This window comes from Marinomonas algicola, from assembly GCF_014805825.1.
Taxonomy (GTDB): Bacteria; Pseudomonadota; Gammaproteobacteria; order Pseudomonadales; family Marinomonadaceae; genus Marinomonas; species Marinomonas algicola.
Genome location: NZ_CP061941.1, coordinates 2,865,714 through 2,883,669, shown reverse-complemented (window position 1 = coordinate 2,883,669; position 17,956 = coordinate 2,865,714). Strand labels below are relative to the sequence as shown.

Genomic DNA, 17,956 nt, shown 5'->3' with positions numbered 1-17,956 from the left:
TAGAAACATAAGGTCATGATATGAAGGGAAAATCTGTCGAAATTGTGAAAAATAGGTTTGCCATTGCCAGTGTGATCGTCGGCTTTGTCATCACTGTTGTAAGTGCCTTGTATGTTTCTAAAAATAATCAAGCGTACATTCTAGATGCCGCTAAGAGTGCATCCACTTTTCATATTGATACGGCATTAACTCGTATGAATCTATATCAATATGGACTTGCCGGGGCAAGAGGCCCCCTAGTTGTACTTGGAAAAGACTCAATAACTCGAGAAAGCTTTAAACTGTATAGCGAAACGAGAGATGTGGATAAAGAGTTTCCAGGCGCAAGAGGGTTTGGCTATATTGAGCGTGTTTTACCGTCTCAGGAATTGAGCTTCGTAGAAGAGGCTAAGAAGGATGGATGGTCTAACTTCGCCATTCGAGAGCTTAATCCAAATGAAGGCGAGCGCTTTGTGATTAAGTATATTGAGCCAGTAGACCGCAATCTAAGTGCGGTTGGCTTGGATATCGCTTCTGAAAAGAATCGAAGAGAGGCGGCTTGGAAGTCCATATTATCTGGGAAAGCGCAGCTAAGTGGGCCTATTACGTTGGTTCAGGCCACAGGAAATCCAAAACAATCTTTTTTAATCCTAATGCCTCTCTATGAAAATGGTGTTACGCCGAGTACGGAAGAGGAGAGAAAGAGTCGAGGGTATGGTTGGAGCTATGCCCCTTTGATAATGGAAGAAATATTAGCCGATCAAATAATTAATAAAAACATTGAACAATTTGCTCTAAAAGATGTAACCGATCCAACACAACCCATTACCTTTTTTGATAGTGATATAAAGGATCCAGAGCAAGAGGTTGTGTTGGTGGTTAAGCAGCAGCACGAAATTTTTGGGCGTATTTGGGAAAGTGAATATTCTATAAAGCCTGCGTTTGTTGACAGAATGCGTTTGACTCCGCCTAATTTGGTCGTCTTTCTTGGAATTATTTTTACTTTTTTAGTGGCCTCTTTGGTGGGTGCGATCAGTCAGACTCGCCAAAATAGGCTACTGGTTATTCAAGAGCAAGCTAAGCTTGCATCGATTGTTGAAAGTACATTAGATGGGATTATTGGTGTTTCTTTGAAAGGAACCATAATCAGCTGGAATAAGGGAGCGAAAGAGCTCTTTGGTTATAAACGTGACGAAGTACTAGGTAAAAAGCTGATTGATCTGATTGTGACGCCACTCGACAAAAAAGATGAGCTTGATATCCTCAAAAAAGTATCCGAAGGTGAGCATATTTCTCATTTTGATGCGGTAAGGCAAAGAAAAGACGGTTCTTTGGTTGACGTGTCTATCGCGGTTTCTCCTATTACTAATGAATATAAGAAAGTAATTGGTTCTTCTGTTACTTGTCGGGATATTTCTGTTCAAAAGCATAATGAGCAGGTGATTTTGCAAGTAAACGATAATTTGGAGCATCTGGTAGAAGAGCGTACAAGTGACTTAACCGCGGCCAGTAACCATTTATTGATGGCTTCTGAAGTGGCTGAACTTGGTATTTGGACCTGGCAAATTGATACCGATAAGCTTACATGGAATAACCAAATGTATGACATTTATGGTTATGCTAAGCATGATGTTCCTGATGAACTGGTATACGAGCATTGGACGTCACGCTTACACCCTGAAGATCGCGATAGTACGGAGCAATGCTTGATTGGTGCGGTTAATAATGAGTGTGAATACGATCCAGTTTTCCGGATTATATTACCTGATGGCCGTATTCGTCATATTCAAGCGGGTGCTTACATTGAACGGGATAGCCATGGTGTAGCCAAAAAAGTAACGGGGATTAATCGTAATATAACCTCTCAAGTTGAGCTTGAGGCTTGGTTGCGCCACGCCAAAGAAAAATCTGATGAGGCAAGCAAAGAAAAGTCTAATTTCTTAGCGAATATGAGTCATGAAATTAGAACCCCTATGAACGCCGTTTTGGGTATGCTTAATTTAATACAAAGAACAGAGCTTACACGAAGGCAATTAGATTATGCCGTGAAAGCGACATCGGCCGCGACGTCATTATTATCATTATTGAACGACATATTAGATTATTCAAAATTAGACGCCGGTAAATTGGAGCTCGATGTACATGCATTTGAACTCGAGTCTGTTATGCAGGAATTAGCGACCATTTTATCAGGCAATCAATCAGATAAGCCTGTTGAGGTTTTATTTGATTTACCTGTCGATATGCCATCAACTCTCATCGGTGATCAGTTACGTCTCCAACAAATTCTGACAAATTTAACCAGTAACGCCTTTAAATTTACTGAAGCGGGTCACATCATTTTGAAAGTTGAGGAATTGGGCCGAACGGATCGTACGACAACATTGCATTTTTCTGTAACGGATACCGGAATCGGTATACACCCCGATCAAATAGATAAGATTTTTAATGGATTTAGCCAAGCAGAAGCTTCTATTGCAAGGCGTTTTGGTGGGTCAGGCTTGGGGTTAGTAATCAGTAAAACGCTTATTGAACTAATGGGTGGCCAATTACACGTAGAAAGTGAACCTGGAAAGGGGAGCGTATTTAGTTTCACGATTAAGTTTGACTGTGAATCCGGATCAATAGAGGACCAACATAAAGCGTTATTACACCAATCGTTGAGCGTGTTAATTGTAGATGACAGTGAAATAGCGCGTAATGTGCTTTCTAATACCGCCAAGGTACTAGGATGGAATGTGAGTGTGGCTTCAAATGCCATTCAGGGCTTGGATCTTATCCGCACTTGTTACCAAAAAGACCGTTATTACGACATTATTTTCTTAGATTGGAATATGCCCACAATGTCCGGGATGGACATGTTGGAAGTGCTAGGGAAAATGGATTTAGGTAAGCCAAAGCCAAAAGTTATTCTTGTCACAGCGTTTTCACAAGTTGCGCTTTCAGAAGTGAAAAATGTTCAAACAGTACCCATCTCCGATATTATAAGTAAGCCAGCAACGCCCGTTCAGGTGTTAAATATTGTTTGCAATGTTATGGACAATACTAACTTATCTCCTGAATCAATCATTCAACCTTCCCCATCCGAAGCAAAATTGGAAGGGTTAACGATTTTGTTGGTTGAGGATAACGCATTAAACCGACAAGTGGCCACTGAGCTTCTCATTATGGAAGGCGCGAATGTATCGGTTGCTGAAGGTGGGATTGAAGGTGTTGAGAAAGTGATGGAAGCAGGTGACTCTTATGATGTCGTGTTAATGGACATGCAAATGCCAGATATCGATGGCTTGGAAGCGACAAGACGAATTCGTACCGATGCTCGATTCACTAACTTACCAATACTCGCCATGACGGCGAACGTTTCAGCGCTTGATATCAAAGCGTGTTTAGAAGCCGGTATGAACGACCATTTAGGAAAACCCATCGAAATTCAATTTGTTGTCGAGAAAATTCTTTTCTGGACCCACTCCCAGATAAAGGATCCAGTGGAAGGCGCTAGGATTGAAGAAATAGAGGAAAACGATATAAAAACGGATTCATTACAGGCTATTTTAAAACGCTTTTCTGGCAATAAGACGCTGTTTAAAAAAGTAATGATGACATTTGAAGACGATGCTAGCGCGTTATTAATGCAACTCAGGGAAGCAAACTCAGTTTGTGATAAAGAAAAAGTCAGTTCTGTGTTGCATACTTTAAGAGGTGCCTCGAGTACAGTTGGGGCAATAAGTGTTGTAGAAAAGCTCAAATCTTTTGAAGTTATTATGATGCGAGAAACTCGACATGGAGAGGTATTTTTTGATAAGGCAAACTTAGAAGATTTAGAAGTACTTATTCAGCTCAGTCTTTTTAAGTTGAATTCATTCTAGCTTTCGGAGTTCCTTAGGGCGTATTTTAGCGATTCAATTAAGCCTCAAGAGCAAGTAAAGTATGATTGACTTAGAATACGTCTCTCATACTTTACTTGCGGGGGGTTGCGAATAAAATTCGTGCTAAACAGACAAACCGATAGGACAAGACACACCTGTACCTGATAACCCACAGTAACCATTTGGATTCTTGTGAAGATACTGTTGATGGTATTCTTCCGCGTAATAAAGCGTGTCGAGAGCTTCTCTTTCGGTCGTGATCATTGACAAGCCGGCCTCTAATAAGCGTTGCTGATAAGCGGCAACACTTTGCTCAACAGCATCCGTTTGCTCTTTGTGTGTTGTGTAAATAACTGAACGGTATTGACTGCCAATGTCATTACCTTGTCTCATACCTTGAGTAGGGTCATGGTTTTCCCAAAACACTTGCAACACCTCTTCTAAAGAGATCGTTTTTGTATCAAATATCACTTTCACAACTTCTGAATGCCCTGTTTGACCCGTGCAGGTCTCGTCGTATGTCGGATTCTCAGTATGCCCTCCGGCATAGCCAACAGCCGTAACCGTTACGCCTTTCGTGTTCCAAAATTTTCGTTCGGCTCCCCAAAAGCACCCCATTCCTAACACTATCATGTCTTCATGTTCGTGAGGTAAGCGAGTGATGTCTTCCTGAGTAATAGCATGAATGCCTGAGAGAGTAATGGCTTCAGGTCTGCCTGGAATAGCGTCTTCTTTAGACGGTATGGATGATTTTTTTAATATTGAGTCAATTGACATAGCTAATCCTCTAAACAGTAATTTTCTATCAGTATAATACAGGAAGATTTTTATAGAATACTGCAAAAATAAATCAAAAAAAGGGCAAGTTAGGTTAAATTAAATAGACATCATCTAAAACGTGCCATTTAGGATACGAGGTGTTATAAATCAATCAAGTAAACAGCACTTAGGAACGTAAGCCATATTGATTTCTCTGCGGGTCAGAAGAAAAGACTTTTAAAGAAAGTATGAAATGATAAGCGGCAAATAAGATGGGGGTATTTCATAAAACCACTTGACTCTACTGAATGCATCTATATAATACGCACCTCGTTGAGACAGCAAGAAGCAAATTACCAGTTTGCTTTTATTTCAACGAATGATAATTAGTCGCGGGATGGAGCAGTCTGGTAGCTCGTCGGGCTCATAACCCGAAGGTCGTTGGTTCGAATCCGGCTCCCGCAACCAATTCATCAACTGAAATTGTTAGTGATTTAAGTAAAATTAATTAGTCGCGGGATGGAGCAGTCTGGTAGCTCGTCGGGCTCATAACCCGAAGGTCGTTGGTTCGAATCCGGCTCCCGCAACCATTCATATTAATTTTGTCATCTAATTTTTCCAGCACTAAAAGATAAAAATCTAAATTATATCAATATTTTAGTTTGGCGCGGGATGGAGCAGTCTGGTAGCTCGTCGGGCTCATAACCCGAAGGTCGTTGGTTCGAATCCGGCTCCCGCAACCAATTCATCAACTGAAATTGTTAGTGATTTAAGTAAAATTAATTAGTCGCGGGATGGAGCAGTCTGGTAGCTCGTCGGGCTCATAACCCGAAGGTCGTTGGTTCGAATCCGGCTCCCGCAACCATTCATATTAATTTTGTCATCTAATTTTTCCAGCACTAAAAGATAAAAATCTAAATTATATCAATATTTTAGTTTGGCGCGGGATGGAGCAGTCTGGTAGCTCGTCGGGCTCATAACCCGAAGGTCGTAGGTTCGAATCCTGCTCCCGCAACCATGACTAAATAGTAATTCAGTCACATTTCTTATCTTTTATATTTTGAATATAAGCTATATAAATCAATAGTTTAATTAGTCGCGGGATGGAGCAGTCTGGTAGCTCGTCGGGCTCATAACCCGAAGGTCGTTGGTTCGAATCCGGCTCCCGCAACCAAATATTGAATTTGGTCATAGAAATAGTCAAAATATCACTAAAAAGTAAACTATATCAATAGTTTAACTCGTCGCGGGATGGAGCAGTCTGGTAGCTCGTCGGGCTCATAACCCGAAGGTCGTTGGTTCGAATCCGGCTCCCGCAACCATTTCTTGTATTCTCTCTCTATAAAATCTAAAAACACCCTGAACAAAATTGTTAGACATTTATAAATGTATTTTTGATGCTTTGTCTGAATCTTTTATCTCTTCTTTGTTTCCTCAAACCTTCGTTTTAATGAATCCATGATCTTATTAATACGGAGCTTAGTAATGGTTGCGTTTAGCCCCACAGTTGGCTCATTTGAGTTACCTCTTCTTAATACGGCTGAAAATGGTCACCCTAACGCTATTTTTCTAATGATGTACTTTACGGCAAACTGTAGTAGTCTCTGTCCTTATTAAGCAACTGTGTTTATTAGGGATGCGTTTATGGTTGAAAAAGTATTGGTGTCATGGATCGGCGAAACGGATTTAAATTCGGCTATTTCAGATTCACCATTGAGCGCCCCTATCTCGTCGACCTTATCAACGCTTTCTTTTGATCGAGTTGTCTTATTGTGTTGTTATCCAAAAGCGAGGCCGAATAAACGATGTTGCCGATTGTTTGCTTAACCTAGGTATTCCATTACTCTCACTTCACTAAAATGACGTCATAAAAGCATGATTGATTTTGCTCATCCAGATTTTCCCATTTCTACAGAATGGTGGGTTTGTCGTTGTTAAAAATGACAAAAAACGACGCTAAGCCTTGTTTCATTATCCGTATTTTAGTTTAGATATGTTTTTAGTATCCTCTGGAAGAACTTTTTAACTGGGTGTCTTTGATTGGTGTTGGTGTATAATCGGAGGTTTCTTAGTTTTGGGTATCTTTAGTAAATTCACTCGCTATATACTTTACTTTCTTCTTTATTGTACTTTAGTAACCGTGAAGTAAAACAACGGGGTATGGTTCTGATCTAGGATGGCAATTAATACTGGTGATTTGAATAAATGCATTGCTAAAGATGAGACAAGTCTAGGCAATGATGTCCTCACGGCAATTTTGCAAAGTGCAGAAGATTTGGTGACGGGGGAAGGTTGGTTAGATGGGATTAATACCTTGTTGGCTGAACTTGGGATGTCCACAGGCGTAAGCCGAGTATGGATTTTTCAAACTTTGGACATTCAAACCGATTTTATTATTCAAGATTATGCGTTTGAATGGTTCTCCCATAAAAAATATAAGCAAATTGGTTTGCCTCACTTTAATCACTTCACGTCTCAGCTTGTTGAGCCTGAGTACATCGATTTAATGGAAAGCAGAAAACGGGGGGAATATCAGAGTCTGATTACCGCTCATCTACCGGACGCCTGGCTAAAGTCGCACCTTGAAGAACAAGGCATTAAGTCTATGCTGACCATTCCTATTATTATTGATAATCAATGGTGGGGTACGCTCGGTCTAGATGATTGTGAAAGAGAGTGTACTTGGTCAGCCAATGAAATTATTATGCTTCGAACGGCGAGTTATTTTATTTCCAGTGCCATAGTAAGAGATGACTACCGAGCCAAACAAAATCAACTTGAGATTTTAAAAGAAAACATTGCTTGTAGTAGTTGGGAGCTGGACAGTCGTCGAGGGTATCTGTGGTGTACTTCTGAAGTTCTAAACCCCGATGATAACGTGGTCAGCCGTAAATTATTTAACTTTAAGCAATGGCTAGAACGTATTCACCCTGATCATAGGAGGCCGTTTCTTGAAATGGCCAAAGGCTTTTTAACTTCTTCTGACGAGACGACGTTTCACTATGACCTAAAAATTAGGCGTTCAACTGGTCAATATTGTTGGATAGAAATTTCATGTAATTCGATAAAAACCGAACCAGAGGAAACTACACGCTTTCAGGTATTTTCTGGGATATAACGCAAAGAAAAAATGATGTTGAGCGACTCACTATAGAGGCGACTACGGATTCGTTAACCGGTTTGATCAATCGTCGTAAATTTGATGAGATTCTGGATGATCAGCTTTCTAAATCAAATGATCATCAATCTCCCCTTTCCTTAGCCATACTTGATATTGATTTTTTCAAGAAAATTAATGATAAATACGGTCATACTGTGGGTGACAGAGTTCTTAACCAGTTTTCTCAAACTTGCCGAAAAGTGGTACGTCCTGATGACTTTCTTGCTCGTGTTGGTGGTGAGGAGTTTGCTGTTCTTATGCCAAATACGAATCAAAAAAAGGCTCATCATCTTTTAGAGTATTTATGTAGCCAAATAGGGGAAACACACTTTATACATCAGGGGGAGGTTATAAAATACTCGGTATCCATCGGCTTTACTGTGATCGAGCGTCCATTATCTAACGCTATCGATGCTTTTGAGGTGGCGGATCGCGCTTTGTACCAAGCAAAACAAACCGGTCGAAATAAAGTTATGTTTGAGCCGTTCTGAAAAATTAAAAATGTAAAAAAAGTGCGCCTTCTCTTCTTTTGGGGTAACTTGATTTACTTTCTTAAGGTACGGCACAGGTGTTTAACCGTTTTTAAGAAACATTAGCATCCACCCAAACAGTCACATAAAGAAAAGGCCTGGCTTTACTAGCGACATTCTACGCGTTAGTAGGACAAGGCCTTTTGTGTCTAGTTATTCCGTTTTCGGATGGATCAACTCACCATTTTGTGAGGGTCGATAACGAATTTCTTCGCGGCACCGCCATCAAAATCCGCATAACCTTGTGGCGCTTGATCAAGTGAAATCATTTGCACGTTTACGGCTTTGGCAATGTCGATTTTATCAAACAAGATTGCTTGCATCAGTGCTCTATGATATTTCATGACAGGGCATTGGCCTGTATGAAGTGAATGAGATTTCGCCCAACCTAGGCCAAAACGCATGCTTAAACTACCTTGTTGTGCGGCACTGTCGACGGCACCTGGGTCTTCTGTTACATACAAGCCTGGTATGCCGATCTGACCACCCGCACGCGTCATTTGCATCGCTGAGTTTAACACAACGGCAGGGGATTCTTGGTGGTGATTACAGCCACAAGCGTGAGCTTCAAAACCGACGCAGTCCACAAAAGCATCCACTTCACGGTCTCCAAGAATCGCTTCAATTTTATCTTGAATGTCGCCTTCTTGTCTGAGATCGATGGTTTCGCAGCCAAAAGAGCGTGCTTGATTGAGTCGATCTTCTATCATGTCGCCAACAATGACGCAGGCCGCGCCAAGCAAATGCGCCGATGCCGCCGCCGCTAAACCAACGGGACCCGCACCAGCGATATACACGGTAGAGCCTGGACCCACGCCAGCGGTAACGCAACCATGGAACCCTGTTGGGAAAATATCAGACAGAAGTGTTAAACTTTGAATTTTCTCGCGGGCTTGATCTGCATCAGGGAATTTTAGTAAATTGAAATCAGCGTAAGGCACCATGACGTAATCGGCCTGTCCGCCAACCCAACCGCCCATATCAACGTACCCATAAGCCGCACCAGGGCGCGCTGGGTTAACGTTCAAACATATCCCCGTTTTACCTTCTTTGCAATTACGACAACGGCCGCAGGCAATGTTAAAGGGTACAGACACCAAGTCCCCAACTTTTATGAATTCCACATCGCGACCACATTCAATGACTTCGCCAGTGATTTCATGTCCAAGGACTAAGCCGCTTGGTGCGGTTGTGCGGCCTCGAACCATATGTTGATCACTGCCGCAGATATTGGTGGTAACGACTTTCAGAATAACGCCATGGTCACAGCGGCGTTTACCGATAGCCAATTCAGGAAAGGGGATGGCTTCAACTTTGACAGTGCCATTGCCTTGATAGATAACGCCTCGGTTTGCGTAATTGCTCATGTGGACATCCTTTTTTGCTGTTGTTTTTGTTGTGTGCTTGACTGGCTATTTTGTCACCAGCGAAAAAAAGGATAGGTCTTTGCACGACATAAAAGTAACCTGAAAACGACGGATAAAAAAGGATGTCGATAATTATCTCTGACGGCTTGAATGTCAGGGAATTGTTACAAATGATGGGGGCATCTCATTTTTCTCAGGCGAGAGCGTCCATAAAAAAGTAACGAGGTTAGATAAGGTATATCTGACCTCGTTGGTGAAGGGTTACATCGGCTTAAAGCCTAGTGACTACGTTTTCGATGGATAGGCGTGATTTTGGTAAGGCCGCGTTATAGTCTTGGTCCGAATCGCTGTAACCCATTGCAAGCGCAACATCGCATTGATAGCCTTCAAGCTCCGGAAATAATTCACTGATCAGTTCGTGATCTACTCCTTCCATTGGGGTAGAGTCGATGCCTAGACTAGCCACTGAGTGCATAACATTACCAAGAGCTAGGTAGGTTTGAGCTTTTGTCCACGCGGCGTTGTTGCCTTTATCGTCTGTATTCATATCTACAAAAGCAAAAGCACCGAAAGACGCGTCTTTGTTCTCCGCTTTTGTGCGACCTGTTTGAATGTCTGTGTCAATTACTTTTTCGTAGTCGGCACGGGAATAGTGTGTTTTATGGGCGAAAAGAATAGTATGTGAAGCTGATTTTGCGTGCTTTTGGTTGAACTGGAATTTATTGACGAATGTGTCGTGAAAACGCTGTTTCGCTTCGTCGCTTTCAATAACGATAAATTTCCACGGCTGAGAATTAATAGAAGAAGGCGAAAGGCGCATTGCTTCCAGAATAATAACCAGATCCGCTTTAGAGATACGTTTAGATGCATCATAGTGTTTTACGGTATGGCGTTTTTCTAGGTTAGCAATAATCTGATGTGACATGTTTTGTCTCCATAATAAGTTAAGTGTTCAGCACTCGTTATAACAAGTCGTGCTGAAATTGATGGCGCTATAATATCGAGACATAATTAAATGAAAAACAGGGTTTTGATTGAATTATTATCAATTATTATTTGATAATAGAAGGTGGTTTTCATTTCTAATAAGGGCTAAGTCATGCAGCTTGAAGATCTTCGAGTCGTTATAAAAGTCGCAGAGTTTCGCAGTATTACGGCGGCAGCAACCCATTTGGATATGCAAATAGCGACAGCAAGTGCGGCGGTTAAGCGTATAGAGTCCACGCTCGGTGTTGAGCTGTTTGTGCGAACGACACGCCACTTACGCCTTTCCAGTGCCGGTGAACGTTATTTACCACAATGCATCGCGGCCATGTCAATGTTGGATCAAGCCAAACAAGCGATACATAATGATTTGGATATCATTAGCGGCGAAGTTCGTTTAGCGGTATCGTCTGATTTAGGACGAAATATAGCGATTCCTTGGGTGGATGGTTTTATGGAGCAGTATCCACAAGTAACGTTGAGGGTACATATTAGTGACAGCAATATTGACTTCTATCGTGATGCATTAGACATTGCGTTGCGTTATGGCGCACCTGCAGATTCCAATTTATATGGTTTTAAGATTTGTAACGTGCCCAGATTACTGGTAGCTAGTCCAAGTTACCTTGAATTACACGGTACGCCTGAACACCCTAAAGACCTGCTAAATCATCAAGGTTTATTTTATCAATTGCACAATATTTTGAATGATACTTGGCATGTCACAGGCGTAAAAGCGGATGTGGAGCGTTCTTACAAAATTAAGTTAAAATCCTATTGTGCGGCGAATGATGGAGACTTAGTTAGGCGTTGGTGTGTTGCAGGGAAAGGTGTGGCTGTAAAATCCTCGTTGGATATTGCCAATGATTTACTCTCAGGTCGTTTGGTGCCGTTGCTACCGGATTATAAAGTCCCTCAAGGAGAGCTTTGGTTAATTTGCCCGAGCCGCCAATCCATAACGCCAACCGTTCGTTTATTACGCGATATGTTTCGAGAGCGTACCAAAGTGATTTTAACTCAATTAGTCGATAACGGGCTGTTGGAGAAAGGTGTATTGGAAGATTAAATGCTTGGCGATTCGTTTTATAAAAAGGCTAGTGTAAATAGGCTTCATTATAAAAGTAGTTTACTCAAATCACGCTTAGGATGTAGATAGGGTAGGTTCCATTCGTTCATCAACAAGGCTTTACATATTCAACTATTGCGGCTAATAATGAGACACTCAAACTATTTGAAGAGTGCGATAACAGTGGGGGTTATAAGGTATGAAAGGGCATGGTAAATGTTTGTGTGGTAGCGTTGAGATAGAAGTTGAATAGGCTAGCAATGAGTTAGCGGCATGTCATTGCAGTATGTGTCGGAACTGGGGTGGTGGCCCAATGCTGGCAATTGACTGCGCGGATAAAATGAAAATATCAAATGAAACGAGCGTAACACGCTATCCTTCCTCCGAGTGGGCTGAACGGGGGTTTTGTACCCATTGCGGGACGCATTTATTTTACTATCTTAAGCCAGCTAACCAATATCATCTTCCTATTGGTTTACTTGAAGCAAGCGCCAGTTTTAATTTCACACATCAGATATTTATCGATGAAAAACCAGACTATTACGAGTTTAAAAATGAAACGCATAATATGACAGCGGCTGACGTGTTTGCGCATTTTGAAGAGGGATAGCCAGCAGCCGTTATTAGAAAATGGGCAAAGTAGATCGTTTTTGCGGCTGTCTTGAGACTATTCTTTTAATTATTTAATGCGTCAAAAATGTTATGTAGCGTCTTAGGCTCCACTCCTTTTACACTTAAAATGGCTTTAATAGAGTGAAATGGTCTTTGAGCTACGAGTCGTTCAGCGACAGCAAGGGGGGTGCCTTTGATTTTAGCTAGGCGCTCTAGCTTCACTCTATTTAGTTTTTTTAAATTATTGGTGTCACTGTCTGACAATGTGATTGGCTTTGGAGCTTTCCAGTACTAAACCGCTTTTAAGGGCGGTAGTGGAGAAAGGAGACGTGAGATCACAACATGAGCAAGATTTGTCTCAATGAATATAAATAAGCCGAGTGATGTTTGTCACTCGGTTTATTTCTTTAGGCTCATTTTTAAATGTTAAGCCCTTGTTTCTTCTGTTGCATCATCGTCCGTTTTTTCCTTGTCTGGCCTTTGTTCGCTACCTTTTAAGACTTCCTTTTAAAAGTGGCCTCTTAAAAAGAGAGAAAGCCTGACCGCTTATGAAACCAAAACCAGTGAGAGTAATGGGAACATAATTAGTATCGCTAAGCGAATGAGATCAATAAAAATGAAAGGGACAACGCCTTTAAAAATGGTGCCAGTGGATATGTCTGGGTTCACCGATTTTAGGACAAAGACGTTCATTCCCACCGGAGGGCTAATCAAGCTGATTTCTGTGGTGACGACTAAGATAATGCCAAACCAAATAAGGTTTACATCGGTCATTTGCAATATTGGCAGCGCAATCGGCACAATCAGCAAAATGATTGAAAAGGCCTCTAATACCATACCGAGAAGCATACAAATCATCAGGACAACCAGTACCACTTGAACGCCTGATAATTCAAACTGATCAATTAAATCCGTCAATAACCAAGGCAACTCAGAGTAGTTAATGTAAGAGGTCAGCAGCAGTGCACCTAAGAAAATGCAAAATAGCATGCCCGTGGTTTTACTGGTTTCCAGTAAGGCGTCTTTTACTAGCGCTACAGATAATTTGCCTCGCAAACCGGCTAAGACGAATGCACTGACGGCACCAATACTGGCCGCTTCCACGGAGGTGAAAATACCTGAGTACATGCCTCCTATCACGACAGCAAACAAGATAATAAAGTCCAAAATTCCTTTTAAGGTTTGAAGTCTTTGTTTCCAGTTGGTTTTATCGCCGCGTGGGCCGTAATCTGGCCTGAAGAAGGTGACCAATCGCACGGCTAACATGTAGCCAAAAACACCTAATAAACCCGGAATGATGCCCGCTTTAAATAAGTCGGCTATGTCTTGTTGGGTGAGGATGCCGTAAAAGATTAGGACAATACTTGGCGGGATCAAAATCCCCAAAGTGCCACCCGCCGCGATAACCCCAGTGGCAAGGCGATCGTGATAACCATACTTACGCATCTGCGGTAATGCCGCTTTACTCATGGTCGCCGCGGTGGCTAATGAGCTGCCAGAGATGGCGCTAAAGCCTCCGCATGCTACGGCGGTGGCCATACCGATACCACCTTTGTGGTGACCTATCATGGCGTTGGCCGCTGCAAACAAGCTGTCTGAAATTTTGGTTTTTGACACTAAACAACCCATAAAAATAAACAGGGGGACAACACAAAACTCATAGGCGTACCCTGCTTCAAATAATGAACTGCCCAGTTGTGACAACATGGCGTCATATCCTATGACCATATAGCCACCCACAAAGCCCGCGATCCCTAAACAATAGGCAATGGGAATACCCGCTAACATGGCCGCTAACATGGCGAACAATATAAGACTGACTTCAAGCATTTATTGCCTCCTGCTCTGTGTCGTTCGCGTTATCTTCGGTTATGAAGCAGTGAACTAAACACCCCAATGTCGTCAATATGCAGACGAATGCCATACCACCTGCTATTGCGCTATAAGGTATTTTCCACAGCGTGCTGTGCTCTCCCGTATGCAAAAACTTCAGGCACAGTTGGCCGATACTTAACGTAAAGAAGCCAAAAAATATGGCGCCTATTAAGCTGGAAAATACGGTGAGCAGTCGCTTTAGTTTCTTGCTGTAGCGCTGAGAAATAAGCTCGACGGTTACTTGCGCATTAGATATCGAGACCAATGGCATAGAGAACAAAAGGCCGAGTGCCATCATCAACTTTACTAACTCAAAACTGCCATAAATGGGCAAATTCAGGCTAGCACGACCAATAACATCGGCGAGCGTAATCAAGGCGACGCTCACCCATGCAAACCCAGTTAAATAGATGGCAACGGGGCGCAATGTCGCCCGAAGCCTCTGGAAAAATGTTACTAGCATAGTATTTCCTGTTGTCGATAGAATTAGAATACCGCCTATTGGCCTACTGAGATAAAGCACTAACCTCAGAGCGGTAGTAATCTAACACCTCTTGAGCGGGTAACCCTTTTTGAGTACTTTTTTCCACCCACTCTTTTTCATGAACAGAAAGCAGTTGCTGTAGTTGTTCTTTGAATTGACCCGTTGGTTGGTACGTTTTAATGCCTTTTTCGGCATAAAACTCAGTTGAGTTGTCGCCACCGCGAAGCCACATTTCACCTGCTTTGCGCGCGAGGTGTTCACCACTTAATTGGTCGATAATTTTTTGATCGTCTTTAGAAATTTTATTCCACGAGTCTTTGTTCATCGCAACAAAGAAGCTGACATTGTAAAAGCCACCTTCAATTTCAAAGCGTCTATCAACGTATTTATCAAAATGTAAGATAGACAAACTCATAGGATCAAGCGCAATGCCATTGACGACGCCATTGGTTAGCATCTCTGCCGCACTAGAAAGAGGGGCTTGAATAGGGGTTGCTTTTAAAATGCTTACGGCATTGGCTGAAGACACACCCCCTGCACGGATTTTGGCATCGGCGTTTTTATCACTGATGTCAGTAAACTCAACGCCTTTGGTAAATAGCTGACCGGGACCATGTGTAAATAAGCTTAATACTTTCACACTGCCCATTTCGTCATTTGCTTTTAAGTAGCGATCATAGGTACGCCAGTAAGCGACAGAGGTCGCGATTGGGTTGTCGCCGCCAAACGGGAGCTCAACAAACGCGTAATCATTAAATACCCCAGCCGTATAGGATTGATTGCCATAGACGATGTCCGCTTGTTTGCTTTCAACGACCTCAAACTGCTGTGGAGGAGAGCCTATTGATTTAGGTAAGATACGAATATTGACGCGCCCATCCGTCGCTTTCTTAATGTCTTTTGTCCAAGGGGCCAGTACATCTTTTACCAGTGGATGAGTGGGTGGAACCCAAGAAGACATGATAAAGTTTTCAGCAACAGCTATGTTGCTGAGTGATATTCCAGTGGTAATGAGGGAGGCGGTAAAGAGTGTTGCAAAATTTCTTTTTATCATGAGTGTGTTCCTTTTATGGTTTAATTAAGAGCGTCTTATTGGTTGTGTTTTATGAACGCTCATTTAGTGCTGTTAAAGCGATCTTTGTCATGGCGGTACAGCCATAGACAATTGCTTCGTCATTGAAATCAAAGTATGGGCTATGAAGGGCGTGAGTTTGTTGCGTTTCCACTCCCGTGCCTAAAAAGAAATAAGCGCCATTGCAACGTTCTAATATGAAGGCAAAGTCTTCACCTCCCATACTCGGTAAAACATCTTGAGCGAGTGCTTGTTCACCAAAGGTTTCGGTAATCACACGCGCCACTTTTTCCGCTTCATCGGGTGTGTTAATCGTGGCTGGGTATTTTCTGTCATAATCAACCTTAATTGTCGCCGAGAAAGCCTGCGCAATGCCATCACAAACTCGATGAATCGAGGCTTCTATTTTGTCTCGTTGTTCTGGCGTCAAGGTGCGAGTGGTGCCATGAATACGCGCATTTTCAGGAATGACGGTAAACGCATTCAGGTCGCCACTTTCCATTGCGCACAAGCTCAGTACCACACTGTCTTGTGGTGCAAACTCTCGTGACACAATACTGTGCAAGGAAGAGATGAGCTCACCGGCGACACGAATAGGGTCTACGGTTAAATGGGGACTCACTCCGCCATGACCACCTTTGCCAATAATTTCGATGATGACTTTATCGGTTGCCGCCATTATCGGCCCGTTACGAACACCAAATTGACCTAATGGTAAATAGGGCCAGTTGTGTAAGGCGTAGACTTCATTCATTGGGAAGCGCTCTAGTAAGCCATCCTCTATCATCGCCAAGCCACCAGCGCCACCTTCTTCCGCGGGCTGGAAGATGAGGTATACCGTTCCTGCGAATTGGTCGCGGTGCGTTTGTAAGTAGCGCGCCACGCCAAGTAAGATAACCGTATGACCGTCATGGCCACAGGCGTGCATGCAGCCCTCAATTTCTGACACATGATCGTGCTCTGACATCTCGATTAAGGGTAAGGCGTCCATATCAGCGCGTAAGCCAATGCGTTTACCGTTATCCGGTAATAAGCCCGTTATTTCTCCCACTATGCCCGTTTTGCCTATGCCATTTTGAAAGGTAATCTCTAATGCGCTGAGATGTTTTTCAATTAATTCAGCGGTAGATGTCTCACAATAGGCCAATTCAGGAAAACGGTGAAGATGATGTCTAATGGATACTAATTCATCTGCAATGGCTTCAAAATAGGATTTCATTATGCCTCCAAGCGTATTATTAAAAAAATAAGTTAGCACACAGGGCCTTTGCTAAGATAATATCAGATCTGATTCTTTCCATAGCAAAAAGGTATAGCCGATATGAATTTGAAGCAGCTGCAATATTTTATTTCAATTGCTGAATCGGGGTCATTTTCGGAAGCCTCAAGACGGCTTTATATCGCCCAACCTTCTTTAACCAGACAAATCAGACAGCTTGAAGAGCACTTGGGGGCCAGTCTTTTTGAACGCTACAGCACAGGGGTTACTTTAACGGAAGCTGGCAAGGTCTTTTACGATGACGTGAGCCGTATTTTTGGGCAATTGGAAACGGCCCGTGAAAAAGTGGCTCAAATAACAGAAGGGACTCAAGGGGTTTTAGAGCTAGGAACCACAGCATTACATTTGCGTACCCAACAAATATCAGACGCACTTAAACACTTTCGTCAGCAATATCCAGACATCAAGCTACGTGTCAATGCCATGCTTGCGAGTAATCAAATAGACTATCTCTTTCAGCGTCGCTTACATGCTGGCATTATGTATTATCCTCCAGAATCCCCATTGATCGAGAGTATGACGATTAACCAAGATCGTTTAGTACTTGTTACTCATGTCGAATCGGATCTAGCGAAAAAGCCGGCTCAACACCTTAAAGACCTAGAACCGTATAATTTTATTTGGTTCGATCGATCTGCCAGTGAGCCGTTTTATGATGTTGTTTTTTCCTATTTTGGTGAGAAAGGGTTTCAGCCAAGCCTTTTAGAGACGGGAAACACCAGTGCGACCATTATGTCTTTAGTGAGTAGTGATCAAGGCTATACTTTTATGCCGGAAAAAGTCATGGAGGGATTAGCCGAACCAGTGGTTTATTATTCACTTGAAGATTTGAACATACCTCTAGAGCTTAAAATGGTTTGGCTGAAGGGCAATCGAACACAACAAATTAATAATCTAATTGATAGTATTGAGGTGGAATAATG

At 42.4% G+C, this 17,956-nt stretch carries 14 protein-coding genes, 7 tRNA genes and 1 pseudogene; 14 read left to right on the top strand and 8 right to left on the bottom strand.

The window, feature by feature from the left end; all coding sequences use genetic code 11:
• Window positions 1–20: 20 nt before the first annotated feature.
• Window positions 21–3,845 carry a CHASE domain-containing protein gene (locus tag IEZ33_RS13180; protein WP_191600500.1) on the top strand — a complete coding sequence of 1,275 codons (3,825 nt, stop codon included), beginning with the start codon at window positions 21–23 and terminating at the stop codon, window positions 3,843–3,845.
• A 123-nt stretch (window positions 3,846–3,968) separates the two neighbouring features.
• Here the strand turns inward: IEZ33_RS13180 and msrA are convergent, their stop codons facing one another.
• Entirely contained in the window at window positions 3,969–4,622 is a 654-nt protein-coding gene (gene msrA / locus IEZ33_RS13175; RefSeq protein WP_206696854.1) for a peptide-methionine (S)-S-oxide reductase MsrA, read from the bottom strand.
• A 373-nt stretch (window positions 4,623–4,995) separates the two neighbouring features.
• Here msrA and IEZ33_RS13170 point away from each other — a divergent pair.
• The 10 genes from IEZ33_RS13170 to IEZ33_RS13125 all read left to right on the top strand — a co-directional run bounded on the left by IEZ33_RS13170 (window position 4,996) and on the right by IEZ33_RS13125 (window position 8,255).
• Window positions 4,996–5,072 (top strand) — tRNA-Met (locus IEZ33_RS13170).
• A gap of 45 nt (window positions 5,073–5,117) precedes the next feature.
• A tRNA-Met gene (locus IEZ33_RS13165) sits at window positions 5,118–5,194 on the top strand.
• A 76-nt stretch (window positions 5,195–5,270) separates the two neighbouring features.
• Window positions 5,271–5,347 (top strand) — tRNA-Met (locus tag IEZ33_RS13160).
• Window positions 5,348–5,392: 45 nt separating this feature from the next.
• Window positions 5,393–5,469, top strand: a tRNA-Met gene (locus IEZ33_RS13155).
• A gap of 76 nt (window positions 5,470–5,545) precedes the next feature.
• A tRNA-Met gene (locus IEZ33_RS13150) sits at window positions 5,546–5,622 on the top strand.
• Window positions 5,623–5,701: 79 nt separating this feature from the next.
• A tRNA-Met gene (locus IEZ33_RS13145) sits at window positions 5,702–5,778 on the top strand.
• Window positions 5,779–5,849: 71 nt separating this feature from the next.
• A tRNA-Met gene (locus IEZ33_RS13140) sits at window positions 5,850–5,926 on the top strand.
• Between the two features lie 322 nt (window positions 5,927–6,248).
• Entirely contained in the window at window positions 6,249–6,431 is a 183-nt protein-coding gene (locus tag IEZ33_RS13135) for a hypothetical protein (RefSeq protein WP_191600499.1), read from the top strand.
• A gap of 349 nt (window positions 6,432–6,780) precedes the next feature.
• A complete protein-coding gene (locus tag IEZ33_RS13130; RefSeq protein WP_191600498.1) occupies window positions 6,781–7,722 on the top strand; it encodes a GAF domain-containing protein in 942 nt (313 codons plus the stop codon).
• Window positions 7,707–8,255 (top strand): GGDEF domain-containing protein, encoded by a 549-nt coding sequence (locus IEZ33_RS13125; protein WP_338040953.1) that lies wholly within the window; start codon window positions 7,707–7,709, stop codon window positions 8,253–8,255. Before IEZ33_RS13130 ends, IEZ33_RS13125 begins: the two co-directional genes overlap by 16 nt.
• A gap of 212 nt (window positions 8,256–8,467) precedes the next feature.
• Here IEZ33_RS13125 and fdhA read toward each other — a convergent pair whose 3' ends face one another.
• Window positions 8,468–9,661, bottom strand: a complete 1,194-nt coding sequence (gene fdhA, locus IEZ33_RS13120; protein ID WP_191600496.1) for a formaldehyde dehydrogenase, glutathione-independent — start codon at window positions 9,659–9,661, stop codon at window positions 8,468–8,470.
• 271 nt (window positions 9,662–9,932) lie between these two features.
• A complete protein-coding gene (locus IEZ33_RS13115) occupies window positions 9,933–10,586 on the bottom strand; it encodes a nitroreductase family protein (protein WP_191600495.1) in 654 nt (217 codons plus the stop codon).
• Window positions 10,587–10,760: 174 nt separating this feature from the next.
• On the opposite strand from IEZ33_RS13115, the gene IEZ33_RS13110 reads away from it, so the two are divergent.
• Window positions 10,761–11,711, top strand: a complete 951-nt coding sequence (locus IEZ33_RS13110) for a LysR family transcriptional regulator (RefSeq protein WP_191600494.1) — start codon at window positions 10,761–10,763, stop codon at window positions 11,709–11,711.
• Between the two features lie 280 nt (window positions 11,712–11,991).
• Window positions 11,992–12,321: pseudogene (locus IEZ33_RS13105) on the top strand (GFA family protein); the annotation flags it as partial.
• A 65-nt stretch (window positions 12,322–12,386) separates the two neighbouring features.
• Here IEZ33_RS13105 and IEZ33_RS21040 read toward each other — a convergent pair.
• The 5 genes from IEZ33_RS21040 to IEZ33_RS13080 all read right to left on the bottom strand — a co-directional run bounded on the left by IEZ33_RS21040 (window position 12,387) and on the right by IEZ33_RS13080 (window position 16,973).
• Window positions 12,387–12,545, bottom strand: coding sequence for a helix-hairpin-helix domain-containing protein (locus tag IEZ33_RS21040; RefSeq protein ID WP_420844880.1), 159 nt, complete (start codon window positions 12,543–12,545; stop codon window positions 12,387–12,389).
• 324 nt (window positions 12,546–12,869) lie between these two features.
• Window positions 12,870–14,153 carry a TRAP transporter large permease gene (locus IEZ33_RS13095; protein ID WP_191600492.1) on the bottom strand — a complete coding sequence of 428 codons (1,284 nt, stop codon included), beginning with the start codon at window positions 14,151–14,153 and terminating at the stop codon, window positions 12,870–12,872.
• A complete protein-coding gene (locus tag IEZ33_RS13090; protein ID WP_191600491.1) occupies window positions 14,146–14,661 on the bottom strand; it encodes a TRAP transporter small permease in 516 nt (171 codons plus the stop codon). Before IEZ33_RS13090 ends, IEZ33_RS13095 begins: the two co-directional genes overlap by 8 nt.
• Window positions 14,662–14,704: 43 nt before the next feature.
• Complete coding sequence (locus IEZ33_RS13085; RefSeq protein WP_191600490.1) at window positions 14,705–15,736, bottom strand: TRAP transporter substrate-binding protein; 1,032 nt, start codon at window positions 15,734–15,736, stop codon at window positions 14,705–14,707.
• A 49-nt stretch (window positions 15,737–15,785) separates the two neighbouring features.
• Window positions 15,786–16,973, bottom strand: a complete 1,188-nt coding sequence (locus IEZ33_RS13080; RefSeq protein ID WP_191600489.1) for a M20 metallopeptidase family protein — start codon at window positions 16,971–16,973, stop codon at window positions 15,786–15,788.
• Window positions 16,974–17,075: 102 nt separating this feature from the next.
• Between IEZ33_RS13080 and IEZ33_RS13075 the strand changes: the two genes are divergently transcribed.
• Window positions 17,076–17,954: a LysR family transcriptional regulator gene (locus IEZ33_RS13075; protein WP_191600488.1), complete on the top strand. Its 879-nt coding sequence runs from the start codon at window positions 17,076–17,078 to the stop codon at window positions 17,952–17,954.
• Window positions 17,955–17,956 lie beyond the last annotated feature (2 nt).